The sequence below is a fragment of the Undibacterium sp. Di27W genome (assembly GCF_049340345.1).
Classification (GTDB): Bacteria; Pseudomonadota; Gammaproteobacteria; order Burkholderiales; family Burkholderiaceae_D; genus Undibacterium.
This window is the reverse complement of the sequence record NZ_JBMPOS010000001.1, coordinates 727,996-748,189: the sequence shown is the minus strand read 5'-3', so window position 1 is coordinate 748,189 and position 20,194 is coordinate 727,996. Positions and strand designations below refer to the sequence as shown.

The 20,194-nt window shown below is 48.8% G+C and carries 18 protein-coding genes; 10 read left to right on the top strand and 8 right to left on the bottom strand.

Annotated features, from left to right (window positions below; translation table 11 throughout):
* The first annotated feature begins 4 nt into the window (after window positions 1-4).
* A complete protein-coding gene (mnmH, locus tag ACO0LF_RS03320) occupies window positions 5-1,075 on the top strand; it encodes a tRNA 2-selenouridine(34) synthase MnmH (protein WP_423011866.1) in 1,071 nt (356 codons plus the stop codon).
* A gap of 3 nt (window positions 1,076-1,078) precedes the next feature.
* Here mnmH and ccoS read toward each other — a convergent pair whose 3' ends face one another.
* From ccoS to ACO0LF_RS03285, 7 genes are all read right to left on the bottom strand, one after another.
* Window positions 1,079-1,222 (bottom strand): cbb3-type cytochrome oxidase assembly protein CcoS, encoded by a 144-nt coding sequence (gene ccoS / locus ACO0LF_RS03315; protein ID WP_423011864.1) that lies wholly within the window; start codon window positions 1,220-1,222, stop codon window positions 1,079-1,081.
* A 21-nt stretch (window positions 1,223-1,243) separates the two neighbouring features.
* Complete coding sequence (locus tag ACO0LF_RS03310; RefSeq protein ID WP_423011862.1) at window positions 1,244-3,502, bottom strand: heavy metal translocating P-type ATPase; 2,259 nt, start codon at window positions 3,500-3,502, stop codon at window positions 1,244-1,246.
* A 4-nt stretch (window positions 3,503-3,506) separates the two neighbouring features.
* On the bottom strand, window positions 3,507-3,749 hold the full coding sequence (locus tag ACO0LF_RS03305) for a heavy metal translocating P-type ATPase metal-binding domain-containing protein (RefSeq protein WP_423011860.1): 243 nt from the start codon (window positions 3,747-3,749) through the stop codon (window positions 3,507-3,509).
* Between the two features lie 499 nt (window positions 3,750-4,248).
* Window positions 4,249-5,247: a S49 family peptidase gene (locus tag ACO0LF_RS03300; protein ID WP_423012449.1), complete on the bottom strand. Its 999-nt coding sequence runs from the start codon at window positions 5,245-5,247 to the stop codon at window positions 4,249-4,251.
* Window positions 5,247-5,612: a Rieske (2Fe-2S) protein gene (locus tag ACO0LF_RS03295; protein WP_423011858.1), complete on the bottom strand. Its 366-nt coding sequence runs from the start codon at window positions 5,610-5,612 to the stop codon at window positions 5,247-5,249. The genes ACO0LF_RS03300 and ACO0LF_RS03295 overlap by 1 nt, the downstream gene beginning before the upstream one ends.
* Window positions 5,613-5,638: 26 nt before the next feature.
* Window positions 5,639-6,298: an HAD-IIIA family hydrolase gene (locus tag ACO0LF_RS03290; RefSeq protein WP_423011856.1), complete on the bottom strand. Its 660-nt coding sequence runs from the start codon at window positions 6,296-6,298 to the stop codon at window positions 5,639-5,641.
* Between the two features lie 101 nt (window positions 6,299-6,399).
* The gene (locus tag ACO0LF_RS03285) at window positions 6,400-7,407 is read right to left on the bottom strand and encodes an RluA family pseudouridine synthase (RefSeq protein ID WP_423011854.1); all 1,008 of its coding nucleotides are present in this window, start codon (window positions 7,405-7,407) and stop codon (window positions 6,400-6,402) included.
* Window positions 7,408-8,043: 636 nt separating this feature from the next.
* On the opposite strand from ACO0LF_RS03285, the gene ACO0LF_RS03280 reads away from it, so the two are divergent.
* From ACO0LF_RS03280 to ACO0LF_RS03240, 9 genes are all read left to right on the top strand, one after another.
* Window positions 8,044-11,031 (top strand): Rne/Rng family ribonuclease, encoded by a 2,988-nt coding sequence (locus ACO0LF_RS03280; protein WP_423011852.1) that lies wholly within the window; start codon window positions 8,044-8,046, stop codon window positions 11,029-11,031.
* 281 nt (window positions 11,032-11,312) lie between these two features.
* Entirely contained in the window at window positions 11,313-12,431 is a 1,119-nt protein-coding gene (gene moaA, locus ACO0LF_RS03275; protein ID WP_423011850.1) for a GTP 3',8-cyclase MoaA, read from the top strand.
* Window positions 12,432-12,474: 43 nt separating this feature from the next.
* A complete protein-coding gene (mobA, locus tag ACO0LF_RS03270) occupies window positions 12,475-13,098 on the top strand; it encodes a molybdenum cofactor guanylyltransferase MobA (RefSeq protein ID WP_423011848.1) in 624 nt (207 codons plus the stop codon).
* Between the two features lies 1 nt (window position 13,099).
* Window positions 13,100-14,377, top strand: a complete 1,278-nt coding sequence (gene glp / locus ACO0LF_RS03265; protein ID WP_423011846.1) for a gephyrin-like molybdotransferase Glp — start codon at window positions 13,100-13,102, stop codon at window positions 14,375-14,377.
* A 204-nt stretch (window positions 14,378-14,581) separates the two neighbouring features.
* Complete coding sequence (locus ACO0LF_RS03260) at window positions 14,582-15,328, top strand: peptidylprolyl isomerase (RefSeq protein WP_423011844.1); 747 nt, start codon at window positions 14,582-14,584, stop codon at window positions 15,326-15,328.
* A 27-nt stretch (window positions 15,329-15,355) separates the two neighbouring features.
* Window positions 15,356-15,775 carry a ComEA family DNA-binding protein gene (locus ACO0LF_RS03255; RefSeq protein ID WP_423011842.1) on the top strand — a complete coding sequence of 140 codons (420 nt, stop codon included), beginning with the start codon at window positions 15,356-15,358 and terminating at the stop codon, window positions 15,773-15,775.
* Window positions 15,776-15,874: 99 nt separating this feature from the next.
* The gene (locus ACO0LF_RS03250; protein WP_423011840.1) at window positions 15,875-17,122 is read left to right on the top strand and encodes a hypothetical protein; all 1,248 of its coding nucleotides are present in this window, start codon (window positions 15,875-15,877) and stop codon (window positions 17,120-17,122) included.
* A gap of 6 nt (window positions 17,123-17,128) precedes the next feature.
* Entirely contained in the window at window positions 17,129-17,560 is a 432-nt protein-coding gene (locus tag ACO0LF_RS03245) for a hypothetical protein (RefSeq protein WP_423011838.1), read from the top strand.
* 11 nt (window positions 17,561-17,571) lie between these two features.
* On the top strand, window positions 17,572-19,224 hold the full coding sequence (locus ACO0LF_RS03240) for a diguanylate cyclase domain-containing protein (RefSeq protein ID WP_423011836.1): 1,653 nt from the start codon (window positions 17,572-17,574) through the stop codon (window positions 19,222-19,224).
* On the opposite strand, the gene ACO0LF_RS03235 is transcribed toward ACO0LF_RS03240, so the two are convergent.
* Entirely contained in the window at window positions 19,203-20,153 is a 951-nt protein-coding gene (locus tag ACO0LF_RS03235; protein WP_423012447.1) for a questin oxidase family protein, read from the bottom strand. The two genes, ACO0LF_RS03240 and ACO0LF_RS03235, sit on opposite strands and share 22 nt — an antisense overlap.
* Window positions 20,154-20,194: the final 41 nt, after the last annotated feature.

Here is a 20,194-nt window from a genome sequence, read left to right as displayed (position 1 = left end):
GAGCATGAAATATCCTGAATTACTGGATTTTTCTGATGTGCATCAGCGCCGTACAGAATTTGACAGCATCATTGACGTGCGCAGTCCTGCTGAGTTTGCCGAAGACCATATTGCTCATGCCATCAATTGTCCCGTGTTGAATAATGAAGAACGTATCATCATTGGTACCATGTATAAGCAAGTCGGTGCATTTGAAGCCAAACGCCTGGGTGCCGCCCTGGTGGCAAAAAATATAGGGCAGCATATAGAAAACCTGTTTCAGGATAAGCCACGCGACTGGAAGCCTTTGATTTATTGCTGGCGCGGCGGCAATCGCAGTGGCGCCATGGCCCATATTTTTGCCAAAATAGGATGGCCAGTGGCGCAATTGAACGGCGGCTATAAAGCCTACCGTCACTATGTCAATCACAGCCTGACTTCAGAACTGCAGCAATTTCAATGGCAGGTATTATGCGGCCCTACCGGTAGTGGCAAAAGCCGTAGCCTGCAAGCCCTGGCAGCACTAGGCGCGCAAGTCCTTGACCTGGAATTGTTGGCAGCTCACCGTGGCTCAGTACTGGGGAGCGTGCCTGGACATGCCCAGCCCTCACAAAAACAATTTGAAAGCCGCATCTTTGAACAAATACAGACATTTGATGCGCAGAAAATGATTTATGTAGAAGCAGAAAGCAAGAAAATTGGCACTTTGAGAGTACCTGAAAATCTGATGCAAACCATGCGTGCGTCCAGCTGCGTGCAACTCAGCCTGCCCCTGGAAAAACGCGTTGAACTATTGTTGACGGAGTATGCACATTTCATCGTCAATACTCAAAGTTTGCATGAGCAATTACATTTTTTGACCGCCCTGCATGGCAAAGAAAAAATATCTCGCTGGAAGCTAATGGGAGAAAATGGACAAATACCACAATTGGTACGTGAATTATTAGAACAACACTACGATCCTGCTTATAGTAAATCCGTCGTCAAAAATTTTACAGGATACGCCAATGCACAATTGATAGTGCAGGACGATATTAGAGAGTCCGACTTTAAGCGTACTGCCCTCCAGATATTGAGTGCCGAAGTCGGCGCATAAGTATCAGCCATCGACATCATCAACAATACTTTGACCTTGATCTTCAAGCCCATCAAACTGCTGGTGATTGAGCGCCCACCAGAATACGCCTCCGATGGCAAATACCAGCACCAGACTGAGCGGTATCAGTAAATATAATATGTCCATGATTTCCAGTATGCCCTTAGATCAGTCTTGCGTCAGATAGATAGGCTTTGAAATGGGTTGCGGTACCCAATACAGTCGCAAGGCATTCAAGACCACGATCAATGAACTTAGCGACATGCCTAGCGCAGCATGCCAGGGCTCCAGCCATCCACACATGGCTGTTGGTATCGCCAGCAAATTATAAAGCACTGCCCAGGCCAGGTTTTCACGTATCAGTCGATAGGCCTTGCTGGCAACCGTCATGCCAAAATCCAGATCCAGCAAACGATTCGACATCAGCAGCACATCACTGCGCGATTGTGATATTGGCGCGCCCTGCCCCATCGCTACGGACACGTCAGCCAGCGCCAGCACAGGGCCATCATTCATGCCATCGCCCACCATGACTACCGTAGCACCTTCGGCCTGGAGTTTGCGCACAATCTCATACTTTCCTGCCGGGCTCAGTTCTGCATGCGCTTCCTGAATACCGCATTGCCCGGCAATTTTTTTGACCACATCAAACCTGTCTCCAGATAACAGCAATATGTGCTTGCCCTTGCTTTTTAAATTCTTGATGGCTTCAATAGCATCATCACGCAATATATCGTCCAGTGCAAACCACAAGAGACTGCCATGTTCGTTGGCCAGCACGCTCAATGTCTGCCCGGCAAAACCTGCAGGAATAGCGATATCCTGAGCATGCAAGTCGCGGGCAAATTCCACATTGCCAAGGCGATAAATTTTGCCTTCAAATTCAGCTTCTATGCCAGCGCCAGGTACTTCCCTGATGTTGCTTAAGTCCGCCACATCCTGGTTTGATTTTTGTTGCACCAGATAATCAGCAATTGCTTTTGATACCGGATGTGACGACTTGCCAGCCAGCGCCAGGGCGATGGCTGCACTGATAGACAGATCATCCACAGGCAATACTTCCTTGACTTGCATGCGCCCCATGGTCAAAGTGCCTGTTTTATCAAACACTATATGGGTGGCCGATGCCATGACCTGTATCGCCTTGGGCTTTGCCAATAAAACGCCGTTCCGGGCCAGAATACCTATGGTTGCGGACATCACGCCAGGCGTAGCCAGGGATAAGGCGCAAGGACAGGTTACGACAATAATACTGATGGCTATCCACAAGGCACGATCAGGATCTATTTGCCACCAGACCATACCGCTGACAAACGCCAATAAAAGTATGACGATTAAAAAACGGCTGGCATGCTTGTCAGCCAGCAAGACCAATGGCGGTTTTTCCAGCGAGGCAGATTCCATCATGCCTATCAGTGCCGACAATTGTGTTGCGCCGCCGACTTGTTTTGCCTGCACTACCAGCGCACCATGAATATTCACTGATCCGGCCAATACCTGGCTACCAACAGTTTTACTCATAGGCAAAGATTCACCTGTCATCAATGCCTCGTCACAATAACTGTCACCAGAGATGACCACACCGTCTGCAGGAATATGTTCGCCTGCAGCGACCATGACATAATCCCCTGCCTGCAAGACAGCCACGTCAACCGCCTCGACCTGTGCCTGAGGATAAGCAACAAAGCGTTGCGCCATTGCTGGTGACAACTGCGTCAATATATTCAGCGCAACTGTCGTACGTTTTTGCACCCTGGATTCAATCAAACGCGCACCAAGCAAGAGAAAAACAAACATGATGGCGGAATCAAAATACACTGCGCCACCATGGAATGTTGCCCAGACACTGGCAAAGAAAGTCAGCAATATGCCTAGAGAAACTGGCACATCCATCCCTATATGACGATTTTTTACATCACGCCAGGCAGAAGCAAAGAAAGATGAAGCTGAAAAACCAATCACCGGAATAGTAATAATCATACTGGCCAGTTTGAGCAACTTGTCCAGGTCAGGCGTCAAATCACCGTCTATCTGAGGCACAGGAACCAGGTAAGCAGGGAATGCATACATCATGACTTGCATCATGGCAAAACCTGCTACGAACAAGCGCCACAGGGCACGCTTGTTTTCCTTTTGCTCCATTGCATCTGGCGACTGACGGGCTGGCAAAGCTCCGTAGCCCAAGTCAGTGATGGCTGCGAGGATGCGCTTGAGTGTCAATAACTCCGGGTTCCAGGAAATCTCGGCGCGATGAAAGGCAGGATTGATTTTAAAGGCAGAAATTCCCGGCAATTGCCTGATACGAAATTCAATCAATTGCACACAAGCAGCGCAACGCATACCCGAGAGATGAAGTTTCTCGCTCACCAGCAATTGCTGCTGCGCCGATCCAATCTCCAGAGATGCGTCTCCATTGGAATGTGCCATATATTTACCCGACGATAGCCTGACTGGCTTTGTTTTGCATGTATTCAGGCACCAGATTGTTTTGCTCAATGGCACGTAAAATGGCCAGACAACCATGACAGCAGACTGCTTGCGGATGATGATTAAAGCAGACCGTTAATGCATTACTCTCACGCATTTTCTCACCACAATGAAAACAGTCTATTTTTTCTCCCGCAGAAAAAGACAGGCGGACTGTTTCAAAAAGAGAAGAAAATGTAAATGCCATATTTTGCAAAAGTAATTAGTCTGGGGCTTGCCTGGCATTGATACTACAAGAAGAACCCGGGAAGATAGTTGATGCGCATCAAGCGCGAAGAAGAAAAGACAGACATAAAAAAACGGTAGCGTTGCACTACCGTTTCTTTTACTTCATGGATACTACATAGATGCTGCGTAAATACTAAATACATTAAGGCTACGACTATATTGCTACCACGATGCTAATACATAGCGAGGAATCCGAGAAACCTCAGGTCCGCAAACTACGCGGATGGGCACTGCACAAATTGTAGGTCTATCCACTTCATTAATAACCGGCACACAAGACATTACCGGAGCTCAAATTCAATCCGCCTAGGATACAAAAAATTATTTTGTATATCGACCTCCTTCTTTTGAACCAGTTACGCCCCTAATATATGCCAACTCATTAACGAGTGAAAGAAAAAAATAACTATGCAAGCCAGCAAGCAGATTAAGAAAATCAACTAAACAAATAAGTTGATTTAACGCATGCTGGGAGTATTTCCCTTCAACATTGTACTTGCAGCGCTAGCCCCTATCGAAGCGCCAAATTTTTTCAAGACGCGCTCTGGCAAGCCTTCTTTTTGGGTGTAATCAACGATATTTTCCACTTTGATGACATCGCGTGCGACTGAATCTACAGAGCCAAAATCATCTGCCAGCCCCATTTGCACTGCCTTGCTACCTATCCAAAAAAGGCCGGAAAACATTTCTGGCGTTTCCTTCAAGCGCTGGCCGCGACCAGCACGTACGGTATCAATGAATTGCTGATGAATTTCATTTAGCATGGCTTGCGAAAATGCTTTTTGTTTTTCTGTTTGCGGCGAGAAAGGATCCATGAAACCCTTGTTTTCGCCTGCTGTCATGAGGCGACGCTCGACACCCAGCTTATCCATCAGACCAGTAAAACCAAAGCCATCCATGAGCACGCCTATGGAACCAACCACACTGGCTTTATTCACGAAAATTTTATCTGCGGCAACTGCAATGTAATACCCACCGGATGCGCAAATCTCGTCCACCACGACATACAGTTTTTTCTCTGGATATTCCTTACGCAGTCTGCCCATTTCATCGTTGATCATGCCAGCCTGCACGGGGCTACCGCCAGGGCTATTGATGCGCACAACCACCGCAACTGAGCCTGGATCAGAAAAGGCCCGGTTCAATGCCGGGATCACCGTATGTGCACTGCCCGCACCTTCCGGCTCTATGGTGCCGTCAATTTCTATCAGCGCAGTATGATGTCCCAGATTTTCCATTTCATCAGTTGCATAATCGCTGAAATAGTAAAATGCAAAAATAATCACTGATAAAAATGCGAATCTGAAAAAAATACTCCAACGCCTGCGCAAGCGCTGCTCACGTAAGGAGTCGGTAGCCAACTTCTCTAAAAGCTGTCTTTCCCAGCCCGCTTCTTTTTTGTCGCTCTCACCTACGGGTGAATTCGATAATTGCTCTTCCATAATTTTTCCAGAAATCAGGCAATAACAGCTTGTATATAATCATCGGGATGCCAGTAAATCTGCCCTTCTGATTCACTGACATTAATTTTTCGCAGGCGACCACCGCGACAAGGGCCGCCTGTGCAATAACCGGTATCCGGCTGATAAATCGCGCCATGAGTGGCACACATGATGTAAAGACCGCTGGATTCAAGGAATTCACCCGGGTTCCAGTCCAGCTCTACAGGCACATGCGCACAACGATTTAAATACCCATGCACTGCGCCGTCATAACGAATCACAAAGCCTACGGCATCGTCACTGCCAGCAGTAACGGGAAAACGCACTCCTTTGCCGCCTTCTATCAATTCATCTGACTTACATACGGAAATTGCCGTCATCTCTACCTCTTATTTACCTCTATACCTCAGGCGTTCTCACGCAGCCAATCGTGCAACTGCGCCACATCTTTTGCAGAAAACAGGGGCTGCATACTTTTCAGGGCCTGAGCATCATGTGCACCATATTCAACTGCGATCGCCGCAGCGCCAGCATTATTCGCCATCTGCAAGTCATGCGTGGTATCGCCTATCATGACAGTACGGCGCATATCCTGACCCAGTTCACGCGTCAATTCTTGCAGCATGGCTGGGTGAGGCTTGGAAAATGTCTCGTCGGAGCAACGTGTTGCATCAAATACCGAGGTCAATTTGGCCGTGTGCAAGGCACGGCTCAAGCCTACCCTGCTGGCACCAGTTGCCACGGCCAGAAAATAACCCTCCTGCGCCAGTTCAGCCAGCATTTCCCTGACACCTTTAAACAGCGGTAGTTCATGGTCCCTGGTCAGGAAGTGATGACGAAAGCGTTCAACCACCCTGGGATACAGTTTGGGGTCTATGCCTGGCATGGCAACCTGAATTGCTTCAGGCAAAGCGAGGCCAATGACATAGGACGCTATATCTTCTTTGGGAACCGGCAAACCAAGGTCTTTCGCTGCGGACTGTATACAGATGACGATGGCAGCCGTGCTGTCCATCAAGGTTCCATCCCAGTCAAATACTATTAAATCGAATTGCTTTTTTGCCATATATTCAATAAACGCACATGGGTCAGCATGTGCGCCATGTTTCTCATCAATAACGGCATCATACCATTACTAAACCATTAAGACTTTTCCAGACCAGACCACTAAGCCAGGCTTTTCAGAAAATCTTCACATTCCTTGGGCAAGCCTGCATTTACCGTCACGGTCTTGCCCGTCTCGGGATGGACGAAACTGATCTGGTGTGCGTGCAGGAACATGCGTTTCAATGCGCCACGTCCTTCACCGGCTTTCAATAGAGCACGATTCAGGGAAAAATCACCATATTTATCATCGCCAGCTATAGCAAAGCCACTGGCTGACAGATGAACGCGAATCTGATGGGTGCGCCCGGTTTTCAGCTCAGCTTCCAGCAAGGCAAAATCGCGGTATTTTTTTTGCAAAGTAAAGACCGTATGCGAAGCCATGCCATCGGCCTGCACCCGCACGCGGCGCTCACCTTCTGCTGTTGAATATTTATGCAAGGCAAGTTTGACATGCTGGCGGGCATTTTTCCAGTCGCCATGTACCAGCGTCAGATAGCGCTTGTCGGTGACACCATCACGCATTTGCTCATGCAGATTTGTCAAGGCGCTGCGTTTCTTTGCCAATAAAAGTATGCCGGAAGTTTCCCTGTCCAGTCTGTGTACCAGTTCAAGGAACTTGGCATCTGGCCTGGAGGCACGCAATTGCTCGATGACGCCATAACTGATACCAGAGCCACCATGCACTGCCACACCGGCCGGTTTGTTAATAATCAATAAATGAGCATCTTCAAACAGGATAGGGAATTCATGCTTGGGTGCGACCTGCTCGCTGGGTTCTGCCATGCGGATTGGCGGGATACGGACAACGTCTCCCTCGACCAGGCGGTACAACTGGTCTATGCGGCCTTTATTGACGCGCACTTCACCAGAGCGTAACACCCGGTAAACATGGCTTTTTGGTACGCCTTTGCAGATACGCAGCAAGAAATTATCGATACGCTGCCCCGCCTCTTCTTCAGAGATCGTGAGCATTTGAACTTTGGGTTGTGAGGCCGAAGGCTGCTGAGGGGGAGTCTTTTCCATCTGAATTTGATGTGCTCCCCTATTAATTGTCGCTAAGTCCTTCATTTTGAATATATAATCATTTTCGCTTCAGCATTTATGCTTTAGCAGTGTAAGAGGAATAAACGCCTATTTTACACAGGGGCATGTCCATCGGCCTCGCCTGTTTGCAAATTTGATGGAAAAGATGTGTATGCAGCGTCATTTGCATGTCAAGGTAACAGCCAATTGTTGTTGTCGGGCATAGATAGATGAAGTTGGATCAGAGAGTTTGAATTGTAAGGATATTAGTCTGGCAAGAGGCGCAGGTTTAAATATGAACCAGCGAGCTTGTCGGTTGATGGTTGAAGTAATAGGGTCGATTTCGCCAGACACAACACAATAAGATGGTCTGGCACCAAAGTTGCTCATCGCCTGGCGTTGTACTTGCTTGTTCAATCAATAAGCGAGTCAGACAACGCGGGGGACATGTGCACTCGAACTTTCTTACCTTGATCGTCCGCGCCCAACGCAAAACAGATGGCCGTATTGCCATATCATCAGTTCTACTTGGCTTTTCATGGCCACATAGACTTCGCACTGTTTTGCCTCAGGCATTTCCCTCCCCCTCAAACACTCCGCTCCCGCGTACATCCCGTATCAGTACAGTTGCCTCTTTAATAGAAGGCAACACAAGATGACCACCAGGTCACGGAGTAAAACATGAAACGTATGCTGTTCAACGCGACGCAGCAAGAAGAGTTGCGCGTTGCCATTGTCAATGGGCAAAAGCTGATTGACATAGATATCGAGACTGCCGGTCGCGAACTGCGCAAGTCCAATATCTACAAAGGCGTGATCACTCGTATCGAGCCTTCCCTTGAAGCCTGTTTCGTCAACTACGGCGAAGAACGTCACGGTTTCCTCCCCTTCAAAGAAGTTGCCCGCACCTATTTCAAAGAAGGTGTGGACGTACGCAATGCTTCCATTAAAGAAGCGCTGCGCGAAGGCCAGGAAATCATGGTCCAGGTTGAAAAAGAAGAACGTGGCAATAAGGGCGCAGCCCTGACCTCGTTCATTTCCCTGGCAGGCCGCTATCTGGTTTTGATGCCTAACAATCCACGTGGTGGTGGTGTTTCCCGCCGCGTTGAAGGTGAAGATCGCCAGGAATTGCGCGAAACCATGGACAAACTGGACTTGCCAGGTGGCATGTCTGTGATTGCCCGCACTGCTGGCATAGGTCGCAATGTTGACGAATTGCAATGGGATTTGAATTACCTGATGCAACTCTGGCGCGCGATTGAAGGCGCAGGCAAATCCTCTCCAGGTGCCTTCCTGATTTATCAAGAGTCTTCCCTGGTGATCCGAGCGATCCGTGATTATTTCCAGCCTGATATCGGCGAAATCCTCATCGACACCGACGAAATCTACGAACAAGCCCAGCAATTCATGAGCCACGTGATGCCCGATATGGTGCACCGTGTCAAACGCTATAGCGATGATGTACCGCTGTTCTCGCGTTTCCAGATCGAACACCAGATCGAAACTGCGTATTCCCGTACTGTCCCATTGCCATCCGGTGGCGCGATCGTTATCGATCATACTGAAGCCCTGGTATCTGTTGACGTTAACTCCGCCCGCTCTACCCGTGGTGGCGATATCGAGACTACCGCTTTCAACACCAATCTGGAAGCCGCTGAAGAAGTAGCCCGCCAATTGCGTTTGCGTGACTTGGGTGGTTTGATCGTGATCGATTTCATCGACATGGAAAACGCCAAGAACCAGCGCGAAGTTGAAACACGCCTCAAAGATGCCCTGCGCTATGACCGCGCACGTGTACAAATGGGCAAGATTTCCCGCTTTGGCCTGATGGAATTGTCACGTCAGCGCCTGCGCCCTTCTTTGTCCGAAGGCAGCCATGTGACTTGCCCACGTTGCAACGGCACTGGCCATATCCGCGATACTGAATCTTCTGCCCTGCAAGTCCTGCGTATTATCCAGGAAGAGGCAATGAAGGAAAATTCAGCAGCGATCCACGTCCAGGTACCTGTTGATGTTGCCGCTTTCCTGCTGAATGAAAAACGTGGCGAGATCCTGAAGATAGAAACGCGCCACCGCGTAACTGTCATCCTGATTCCCAACAAGCATCTGGAAACCCCGCATTACAAACTGGATCGCCTGAAAACAGATGATCCACGCCTGGAAGATCATCACGCCAGCTACGCCATGGCTGAGCAGGCTGATACTGACATCGGCTATAGCAAGCGTCAGAAAGAAGACGTCAAGCCACGCCAGGAAGCCGTGGTCAAGAGCATCACGCCTGAGACTGCACCTATCGTTGAGCGCAAAGAAGTCACCCCAGTGGTCGCCGCACCAGTTGCAGCCCCAGCAGAACCCGGTTTCTTTGGCAAGCTGTTTGGCTTCCTGTTTGGCAAATCTGAACCAGCAGCCAAGGTAGAAGCACCTAAACCAGCAGAAGAAAAAGCCGGTGAACGTGATCGCACTGCCCGCGGACCACGCAATGGAAGTGGCAATGGCCGCAACCGCAATCGCCGCAACCGTGACCGTGATGAGCGCGAAGATCGCCCAGCAAAGACTGAAAAAGCAGATAAGGCTGAAAAACCAGAGCAGGAAGCAGTCAAACCGGTAGCAGCGGAAAATCCACGTCCACCAAAAGCGCCTAAGCCACCACGTGAAGAACGTGAATCCCAGGAAACTCGCCGCGAACGCCAACAGCGTCAACGCGACGAGCGCAAGGAAAACCAGGCTCAGGAAAACAAGGAAGAACCTATCCACAAGCATGTAGATCCCGTGCCTGTTGATGTCATGCCTGCTGCACCACAGCTGGAAGCACTGGAATCCGGTGCCGAAAACGATAATAGCGAGCAAGGTGAAGAGCGCCGCCGTCGTCGTCGTCGTGGTGGCCGTAACCGTAACCGCCGTGACCGCGATGGTAACGAGCAAGTCAATGAGCAAGGTGAATTGGCGATCGATGGCAGCGAAGCAGTTGATGCAGATGCTGCTGGCAATGAAGCACTTGTGCATGCACAAGCAAGTACTCCAGTAGCTGTAGCCCCAGAAACAACTAGCATGGTCAGTACCGTGGCTGAAGCCAGCCAGCCTGTGATTTTTGCAGAACCTGCCGCAGTTGCAGCGCCTGAGGCTGCACCAGCAGTCGCAAGCCCTGTCGTCGCTGCTCCTGAAGCAGTTGCCGAGACAATTGCGGCAACTGTCGTGACTGCTGCAGCTCCACAGGAAGTCATCAGCGCGCCAGTTGTTACTGAAACGCCAGTAGTACCTGCTGCTGTAACTGAAACGGCACCAGTGGCCGCTGAAGTAGTAGCACCTGTAGCAGCGCCTGTAGTAGTTGAAACTGTTGCAGCACCAGCACCTGAAGTGGTTGTTTCTACTCCTGCAGAAGTGGCAACTCAAGCTGCTGCTGTTGAAGTGACGCCCGTCGCTGCAACTCCGGCGCCAACAATCAGCGCTCCGGCAGCAACACCGCAGGATGCAACCATGCCTCTGGAAACCCTGCATAGCATGCTGAAAGAAGCCGGACTGGAATTGGCCAGCACCGACCCTGTCAAGCTGCAAGCATCCAAAGTCGAAGCAGAAAAACTGGTAGCACCGGTACGTGTTCCACGTGAACGCAAACCGGCGCCTGCTGTTGCTGATGAGCCTTTGGTCATGGTGGAAACACGTCGTCCATGATGGCAATAAACGGCCTGTAAACTAGCTTTACTACAGGCTTTATAAAAAACCGGCATTCATAATGATTGCCGGTTTTTTTATGCGGAATTGATGATCAAGTTTGCTATTTTTTAAACCGTAAACACGCATTCTCAAACTTGCCACTCAATTTACACCCCAGGCTGTACACGGTGGAACTCTCATTATCGCTGCCATAAATACAATAAAAACCATTCCAGGCACATGAGATTTCAAGTCGTGCTATTGTTCTTTATTAAGCTTAAAAATTACCTGTCCCAGCTATGACGGAAAAATTTATTCCGCTATCAGAATTAAAACGATTTCGTCCTGCATTGTCTGTTCCAGAAGTATTAAAAACACCCGATGGCCAATTGCAGGATGCCTTGTCACGCCCCCTGCATGACCTGCGCATATCCGTGACTGACCGCTGCAACTTCCGCTGCGTGTATTGCATGCCCAAAGAAGTCTTTGATAAAGACTATCAATACCTGCCGCACAAGTCCCTACTGAGCTTTGAAGAAATCACGCGTGTCGCCAGCATATTCGTAGCTCATGGCGTGAGGAAAATACGTCTGACCGGTGGTGAACCGCTATTACGCAAACACCTGGAACGCCTCATAGAAATGCTGGCCAAACTCAGGACTGTCGATGGCAAGCCGCTGGATCTGACGCTGACGACGAATGGTTCACTACTTGCACGCAAGGCGCAAAGTCTCAAGGATGCTGGCCTGACCCGAGTGACAGTGTCACTCGATGCCATGGATGATGTCATTTTCCAACGCATGAATGATGTCGATTTTTCTGTCAATGAAGTGCTGGAAGGTATCGCTGCCGCTGAAGCAGCAGGGCTAGGCCCGGTAAAGGTGAATATGGTTGTCAAAGCCGGCTTGAATGATCATGAAATCATTCCCATGACCCGTTACTTCAAGGACAAACCCCATATACTCAGATTCATAGAATACATGGATGTCGGCGCTTCAAATGGCTGGAAACTCGATGAAGTCATTCCTTCATCACAAGTGGTACAGCGCATACAGGACGCAGGCATGCCACTGATCGCCATGGATGCCAACTACACTGGCGAGACAGCCGCCCGCTGGCGCCATGCCGATGGCAGTGGTGAACTGGGCTTCATATCCAGTGTCACACAAACCTTTTGTCATGACTGCAGTAGGGCCAGACTATCAACGGAGGGCAAGCTCTATACCTGTCTATTCGCCAGTCGCGGTCATGATTTACGTGCCTTATTACGTGACACAAAACAGCATACAGACCTGGCCATCGCCAATGTCATTGCCCAAATCTGGCAGCAGCGTACAGACCGCTACTCAGAAATGCGCAGTCAAAACACCCCTGACCAGCAGCAAAAAAAGATAGAAATGTCTTATATAGGCGGCTGATAACAGTATCATAAGTACTTTAGATTTCAGCCAGTCAATTTCAGTGCCAACTTCCAATCCACCCTTAAGCAAAAATCTCATCACGGGCCTGGTATTGGCAGGTGGCCGTGGTACACGTATGGGAGAGGTAGATAAGGGCCTGCAATGCCTGCACGGTAAAGCCATGGTTTTACATGCTCTGCAAAACCTGGCAGAGCAAACGGCTAGTATCATGATCAGTGCCAACCAGAATATAGGCACTTATCGAGGATTTGGCTTCCCAGTGTGGCCAGATCACATGCAAGGATTTGCCGGGCCTCTGGCAGGCATACAAACGGGCCTGCTGCATTGCACTACGCCTTATCTGCTTTGCGCTCCCTGCGACTCACCATTTCTGCCACCTGATCTGGCCCAGCGCTTATCATCTGCGTTAATACAGAGCGATGCCGAGCTGGCCGTTGTGGTAACACTGGAAAACCGGAATGGCATACTGCAAAAACAAAGTCATCCTGTATTTGCGCTAATGAAAACCAATGTGCTAACAGACCTGACAACTTATCTAGAAAATGGTGGGCGCAAAATGCAGGCATGGCATGCCTGCCTGCACATATGCGAAGTCGTTTTTGAGGACCATATGGCGTTTCGCAATATCAATACACTAGAAGAATTACGAGAACTTGAGAACTGATATGCGCTTACAAGACATCACCGCATGCATGTCTGATTTCGCCTCTGAAGCACTGACAGTACAGCAGGCGCAGGAGATCATACGCCAATACATCCAGCCAGTTTGCGGCATGGAAAAACTCACCTTGCGACAGGCCTTGGGACGCGTACTGGCCGCTGACATTATTTCGCCTATCAACGTGCCTGCGCACGACAATTCTGCGATGGATGGCTACGCCTTACATGGTGAAGATCTGTCAGGCCTGCAAGAGCTGAGTCTGAAAGTTGTTGGTACTGCCCTGGCAGGTATGGCATTTACTGGAACCATAGAAGCTCATCAATGTGTGCGCATCATGACGGGGGCAGTTCTGCCAGCAGGATGCGACACAGTAGTACCACAAGAATTTATCAGCAAAATCAGCGATAGCGAAATCAGATTCACTGTAGGCAATTTGCGCATTGGCGACAATCGTCGACTGAAAGGCGAAGATTTGGCGATGGGCAAAATCGCCATACGCAAGGGCAAAATATTGACTCCAGCAGACCTGGGTTTATTAGCCTCCCTGGGCTTACCGGAAGTGAATGTGCAGCGACGCCTGCGTGTCGCCATTTTTTCTACCGGCGATGAATTACGTTCTTTGGGCGAAGTTCTGGAAACAGGCTGTGTCTATGACAGCAATCGCTATACTTTGTACGGCATGCTGACACGCCTGGGTTGCGATGTACTGGACATGGGAGTGGTTCAAGACGATCCAGAAATATTGGAAGCCACCATGCGCAGTGCCTGCGAAAATGCCGATGCCATTATCACCTCAGGTGGGGTCTCTGTTGGCGATGCTGACCATACCCGGCGAATGATGGAGCGCCTGGGAGATATCGCTTTCTGGAGCATCGCCATGCGTCCTGGCAGGCCTATGGCGTTTGGTAAAATCAATTCCTTGGGCAAGAGTGCCTATTTTTTTGGATTGCCAGGTAACCCCGTCGCGGTCATGGTGTCTTTTTACTTTTTTGCCCGTCAGGCTTTGCAGCAGCTAATGGGTGCAGATGCCAGGCCCTTGCCATTGATCACTGTCAAGTCGGACACGGCCATACGCAAACGCCCTGGTCGCACTGAAATCCAGCGCGGCATTTTAGCAATGCGCGATGATGGTGAGCTCGGGGTCAGCACGACTGGTTCGCAGGGTTCGGGGATTTTGCGCTCCATGTCAGAGGCAAACTGCATGATAGTCCTGGCCCATGATCAAGTCAGCGTAGCCAGCGGTGACAAAGTCAGCGTTCTATTATTCGATGGATTGATTTAAAGAAATACACCTGTATTTGTATAGAAATCGTAACAGCATCTAACAGGGTGATAAAAAACCGTCCAGGCAAAGTAAAATACCAGCGTTTAATTAATTTTGGAGAACAGTTTGAAAGCGACAACATGGCTCTTGGGTGCCTGCGCATCCCTCGTATTATTAAGTGGCTGCGGCGGTTCGAAATCGGATACTGCAGTAATACCATCTGTGACCAAAGTCACAACAGATCAGGTGGTTTATCGCAAGATTACGAATTTCACGATTACCGGGCAAAACCTGGATAAAGGCTACAACGCCACCATTCCTGCCTGCCTGACGATTACTGAATTGGCTGGCGGCACTGCCACACAAAGAGTCTTGTCTTGCAAACTGGTAGGCGTTGGTGCATCCTCTAACTATACGATCACCGCAGCCAATGGCACTACCCTGTATTCGGGCATATTGGATCTGACTTTAAAAGCACAGCCCCAAGTCACAATGACGACCAGCATGGGCACGATCGTACTGGAACTGAACCCGGCAAGGGCACCTATCAGTGTCGATAATTTCCTCAACTATGTGGAAAGTGGTTTTTATGTAAACAAAATTTTCCATCGTGTCATCAAAAGCGCCATCGTTCAGGGCGGTGGATTTACTGCAGATTTGCAGCAACCTACCACGCTGTCCCCCATTAAATTGGAAACGCCAAATGGTTTGAGCAATTTGCGTGGCACTATTGCAATGGCACGCACCAGCGATATCAATTCCGCAACGGCACAGTTTTACCTGAATGCTGCTGACAACCCTGGCTTTGATGGGCTGACTGCGGGTACTGGCTATGCTGTCTTTGGCAAGATTGTTACTGGTCTGGACATTATGGACAAGATCAATGTCGTGCCAACTACAACAGCTGCAGGTATGACTGATGTCCCTGTCACACCAGTCTTCATTAATTCAATGGTACAAACACAATAACATGTTATGCTGCACTCAGCAGCTCACATGAAATTTGTTTTAAAACAGGAGCCGTCGTGCTCCTGTTTTACTTTTGGGATTGGGGTAAAGATGAAAAAACAATGGCAAGCAATCTTGTTGGTGGCGACTCTGACCGCACTGACTATGGGCACAACATCTGCTGCAGATACTGCAAAAAAGGTGTCTGCATCCGCTCCCGCTAGTGCATCAAGCTCAGCATCTGTTCCCGCCTCTGGAAAAACCGAACTCATCGATTTGAACAACGCCACAAAAAAAGAATTGGCGACCTTACCTAAAATTGGTGATGTACGTTCAGATGCCATCATCAAAGGACGGCCTTACAAAGGCAAAGATGAATTACTGAGCAAAAAAATATTGCCTGAAGATGTTTATAACGGCATTAAAGACCTGGTCATTGCCAGGCAAAAGCCCGCAGAGAAAAAATAAATATGTAGCCAGGTACAGTATCTGTAAAATTGATTTTGCAGATACTGACAAAATAGATGCCTTTGATTGTGTAGCACTTTGCCGCCGCAGTGAGGTTCTATGTCAAACAGGTTTTCACATCTTCTTCTCGGCTTCGTCATACTGGGGCTATCGACCCCGGCATTTGCTGCTGACGATAGCACAGCATTGACTGTGAGTGGCTTTGGCACTCTCGGCCTGGTCCATAGTGACACCAGAGACGTCGACATAGTTCGTGACCTGACGCAAAACAGTGGCGTAGGGTTTAGCAGACAAACTGATTTTGGCATGGACTCCAATTTTGGCGTACAGATCAACAAGCGCCTTAACGACAATGTTGATACGGCAGTGCAAATTGTCAGCCGTCGTTCAGCCAACAATTTTCAACCAGATGTGACATGGGCTTACGCTCGCTACCTTCCCAACGACAATCTGCAATTGCGTGCAGGTCGGCTGGGATTCGATGTCTATCTATTGGCTGACTCGCGCAATGTTGGATATTCCTATCAATGGGTCAGGCCACCCATCGATTTTTTTGGTAGCCTGATTATTTCCTATTTCGATGGCGCGGATATGGTCGTCTCAAAACAGCTTGGGGGTGGCATACTACGCAGTAAGGTTTTCGCCGGAGTAGCGAGAGAAAAAACTTCGACCGGCAACCCCGATGAATTTCTCTCGCTGAATCGCTCGAGACTGCTGGGTGGACACCTGGAGTATCAGACCCAGAACTGGATATACCGCATAGGCTATACCGAACTCAAATTCAGAAATGAATTTCCACCTTTGCAAAGTCTTTTGGATAATCTGCGCTCGCCTTTTTTGAATGCCTTCATCCCGACTGCTGCCGGTCTGGCAAGGGATGTCTCTCTGGAAGGTAAAAAATTCAAATATCTGTCTGCCGGCATTGCCTATGATCAGGGGCCTCTGCAAGCGCAATTGATGCTAAATCAACTCAGTTCAGAGTCCCTGCTTTTTCCAACTAATAAAGCAGCTTACCTGACGGTCGGTTACAGAATTGACCAATGGACGCCTTATTTTACCTATTCAGCATCCCGCCCTGTTGGCCACAAAATGCCAGATCGCCTGCCGCCAGGCATCAGCCCTGAGATTGATATGCTGAGGGCAGGCATTAACGAAGCCATTGACAATCAATTTAATCACCAAACTACGATATCCCTGGGATTACGCTACGATCTGACTGAGAAGTCGAATATCAAATTACAGTATGACAGGATCAATAGCAGTGATTATTTTCTGGTGCGGAATAATCAACCAGGATGGAATGGCAAAGCCAATTTGATCAGTATTGCCTACAATTTCATATTTTAGGAGAGCATGATGAAAGCCGCATATCATCTTCTCTTATATATCAGCTTCTGGGGTTGTTGCCAGGCTGCACAAGCAGACTTGGTGGTGATTGCCAATTCGCAAAGCGGGATAGAAAAATTAAGCAAGGATGAAGTTATCAACTTATACATGGGCAGAAATCGCAAATTAGCCACCGGCGTGAATGCTATGCCACTGGACCTGGCTGCTGTCAATGTAGAAAAAGCCAAGTTTTATGCCATGCTGGTCAATAAAAATTTGCCAGAAATCAACTCTTATTGGGCAAGGCTCATGTTCTCAGGCCAGGGCTCCCCTCCTTTGCAAGTAGAGACAGCAGATGAAGTTTTGGATATAGTAGGCAGTAACAAGGCAGCAATTGGTTATATAGAGCGCAAGAAGCTCGATAAGCGGGTAAAACTGATCTATGACCCTACACAGTAAGTGATTTTTGCATGTTGAGACTGTTACGTACCAGCATCGTCTATCGCAGCGCATTTATTGTGCTTGGCATCGCCCTGTTCGTTGGCATTTTCTTTGCCTTGCTCAGTTACCATTTCTCGGCAAAATCTGAGCAAGAGCAGGCTCGCCAACGCATGCAAGCCTCGCTGAGTACAGTAGAGAACACCGCCAGCATTGCGTGTTTTGTACTTGATCAAAACCTGGCAGCAGAACTCACCCGTGGCCTATTAAAGAATGGCGATATCAGCCGGGTGCAGATCATCTCGGATGGGAAAGTCCTGGCCGAGGCTAATAAGCAAAGCACAAATAAAACCGACGCTTCAGCACTGGCCATACTGCCGGGTATCAATGCGTCCAATCAGCTTGTGCATGAAGTGTTCTCTCCATTTAATCCCAAAGAAAAAGTATGTGAAATCCACCTTGATCCCAATCTTGATTTCATACGCGAGCAAAGCACTTCCAAAGCACGGTTTATTGTCTATTTGCTGTTGATACAGGCCATTGCCATGGCCTCAGCAGTGGTCTATGTTGTGCTGAACATGATTACCAAACCCATCAAGAATATCTCGGACAGACTACATACCCTGGCACCGGAATCAGGCGACAGACTGGGTCTGCCAGATGGCAATGAAAAAGATGAAATAGGCCAGCTTGTGCGTGACGTCAATACCCTGGTTGCCAGCTTATTAAAAACTCTCAATGAAGAACGGACTTTACGCATCAAGCATGCGATTGGAGAAAAAAAATTCCAGACCATCTTTGAAAATGCAGAAACCGGCATTTTTCAGCTTAACTTCGCAGGGGAATTACTGTCTTACAATCCGGCCTTCCTGCGCATGTTCAGCCTTGACCATCATGAAGGGGATGCCAGCATTTCCAATGCCCTCACTTCTCTGCTGGAAGGTCAGGAGTTACGCCTGCATTTGATGATAGATACAGCCATCAATGAAGCCCGGGTCATGTCTGATGATTTTTATATACAACTCACCGCTTCCACGCACAAGAAATGGATCAATCTTGTCATCAGCCCAGCTGAGGACGGTATTTTGCAAGGTCTGGCTAACGACATCACCGAACGTAAATCACAGGAAGAAAATGCCAATCAACTTGCCATCACTGACCATTTAACCAGCCTCAATAATCGCCTGGGCTTTGAAAAAGAGATCAGCCGTCTATCCAAAGAACATGCTCATGGCAACGCCCTCGGCTTCTTTTTGTTGATGATAGACCTGGATAAATTCAAACAAGTCAATGACAGCCACGGCCATACAGTAGGTGACCAGGTATTGATTCATTTTTCCAGGCTTGTCAGTAATACTGTCAGAAGATCCGATTTTGTCGCCAGACTGGGTGGCGACGAATTTATCATCTTGTTGAAAGATTTAACACATCTCGTCAAAGCAGAAGAGATAGCGCAAAAAATCATTACACAAGCCAGCCAACCCATCATATTCGATGAAAACCTGTCAGTGCAAATCGGGGCCAGCATAGGTATCAGCTATACGGGCCCGACTGAATTCAATGCAGAAGATTTATTAAGGCAGGCCGATGCTGCCATGTATGAAGTTAAACGCAGTGGCAGAAATGCCTATCGTGTCGTCCATCTGGCAGGCTATGAAAATCATCAGGAAGCAGACACAGTGTGAGCATCCTGCATTTCCATGACGACCAATTGATAGAGGATATTCGGTCTCAAACTGATTTCCAGGGCACAGGTATAGGTAAATTTAATGACATGATCGTCATTACTATTGATCGCCATTGCAAATAACGCAGCCCAACTACGAACTTGCCCGTGTTTTGCACGCATGTGGCTCTCATACACAGCTGCATCGACCAAGGCTGGTGCGCCAACAGATACATAGGCTGCACATAGCGCAAGCCATAAATCCTGCAGCCTGCTGCTCATCACATCCTTATCCAGATACGGCAACAACTGCCGGGTAGCGTTGATACCTGTCACGATATGCAAAATCGTAAAATCTCCGGTCTGCCCATATGCTGAAATAGCCCATAGCGCCAATTCCTCCAGCAAATTACCTGTAACAGGCACGCCAGGCAAACATTGGAGAAATTGCTCATCATTGACAACCGCCCGCATTTTTTCAGCAATCATCCTGCCTGGATAAGTTTTACCGCTCATATGATTTGATAGTTCTTGAAAGCCGGCCGCAACCGAACTTGCTGCTTGTCGTCCTGTCATATCGATGTTGATATCAAAATTCGCAGCCACCAGCGCCGCCAGGCTGGCGGCGATTTCCCCTGCATGGTTTGCTTGCAATGCATAGGCGAGCCTTATCATGGCATGGAATGCTGTAGTCGCAGGAGCAAATGGAACAAGAGCAAAAACCTCTCGGATGACTTCGCTTTCTCCACGTTCAGCGATACGGCTGGCAAAACAGGATTGCAAGTCTGTAAAGTATTCCCTCTTGCCAAGATAGCGCTGAAAATCTTCATACCTGATCATCTGATGAAGAGGCAAGGCTGGCAAAGCATAGGTATCATGCCAATGCGCGAAGAATTCCTGCAAGCGACTGTCGCTCGCCCCCATGCCAGCCAGTGCGCCCAAGGCCATGGGACAGTGATTGGTTGTCCCCTTGCCGTTCAAGGCAAACT

Coding starts and splice junctions, on each gene's coding strand:
- ACO0LF_RS03240 (WP_423011836.1), top strand. CDS start 17,572: ATGTTGAGACTGTTACGTACCAGCATCGTCTATCGCAGCGCATTTATT.
- glp (WP_423011846.1), top strand. CDS start 13,100: ATGCGCTTACAAGACATCACCGCATGCATGTCTGATTTCGCCTCTGAA.
- ACO0LF_RS03305 (WP_423011860.1), bottom strand. CDS start 3,749: ATGGCATTTACATTTTCTTCTCTTTTTGAAACAGTCCGCCTGTCTTTT.
- ccoS (WP_423011864.1), bottom strand. CDS start 1,222: ATGGACATATTATATTTACTGATACCGCTCAGTCTGGTGCTGGTATTT.
- moaA (WP_423011850.1), top strand. CDS start 11,313: ATGACGGAAAAATTTATTCCGCTATCAGAATTAAAACGATTTCGTCCT.
- ACO0LF_RS03255 (WP_423011842.1), top strand. CDS start 15,356: ATGAAATTTGTTTTAAAACAGGAGCCGTCGTGCTCCTGTTTTACTTTT.
- ACO0LF_RS03250 (WP_423011840.1), top strand. CDS start 15,875: ATGTCAAACAGGTTTTCACATCTTCTTCTCGGCTTCGTCATACTGGGG.
- ACO0LF_RS03245 (WP_423011838.1), top strand. CDS start 17,129: ATGATGAAAGCCGCATATCATCTTCTCTTATATATCAGCTTCTGGGGT.
- ACO0LF_RS03290 (WP_423011856.1), bottom strand. CDS start 6,298: ATGGCAAAAAAGCAATTCGATTTAATAGTATTTGACTGGGATGGAACC.
- mnmH (WP_423011866.1), top strand. CDS start 5: ATGAAATATCCTGAATTACTGGATTTTTCTGATGTGCATCAGCGCCGT.
- ACO0LF_RS03235 (WP_423012447.1), bottom strand. CDS start 20,153: ATGGCCTTGGGCGCACTGGCTGGCATGGGGGCGAGCGACAGTCGCTTG.
- ACO0LF_RS03280 (WP_423011852.1), top strand. CDS start 8,044: ATGAAACGTATGCTGTTCAACGCGACGCAGCAAGAAGAGTTGCGCGTT.
- ACO0LF_RS03310 (WP_423011862.1), bottom strand. CDS start 3,502: ATGGCACATTCCAATGGAGACGCATCTCTGGAGATTGGATCGGCGCAG.
- ACO0LF_RS03285 (WP_423011854.1), bottom strand. CDS start 7,407: ATGAAGGACTTAGCGACAATTAATAGGGGAGCACATCAAATTCAGATG.
- ACO0LF_RS03295 (WP_423011858.1), bottom strand. CDS start 5,612: ATGACGGCAATTTCCGTATGTAAGTCAGATGAATTGATAGAAGGCGGC.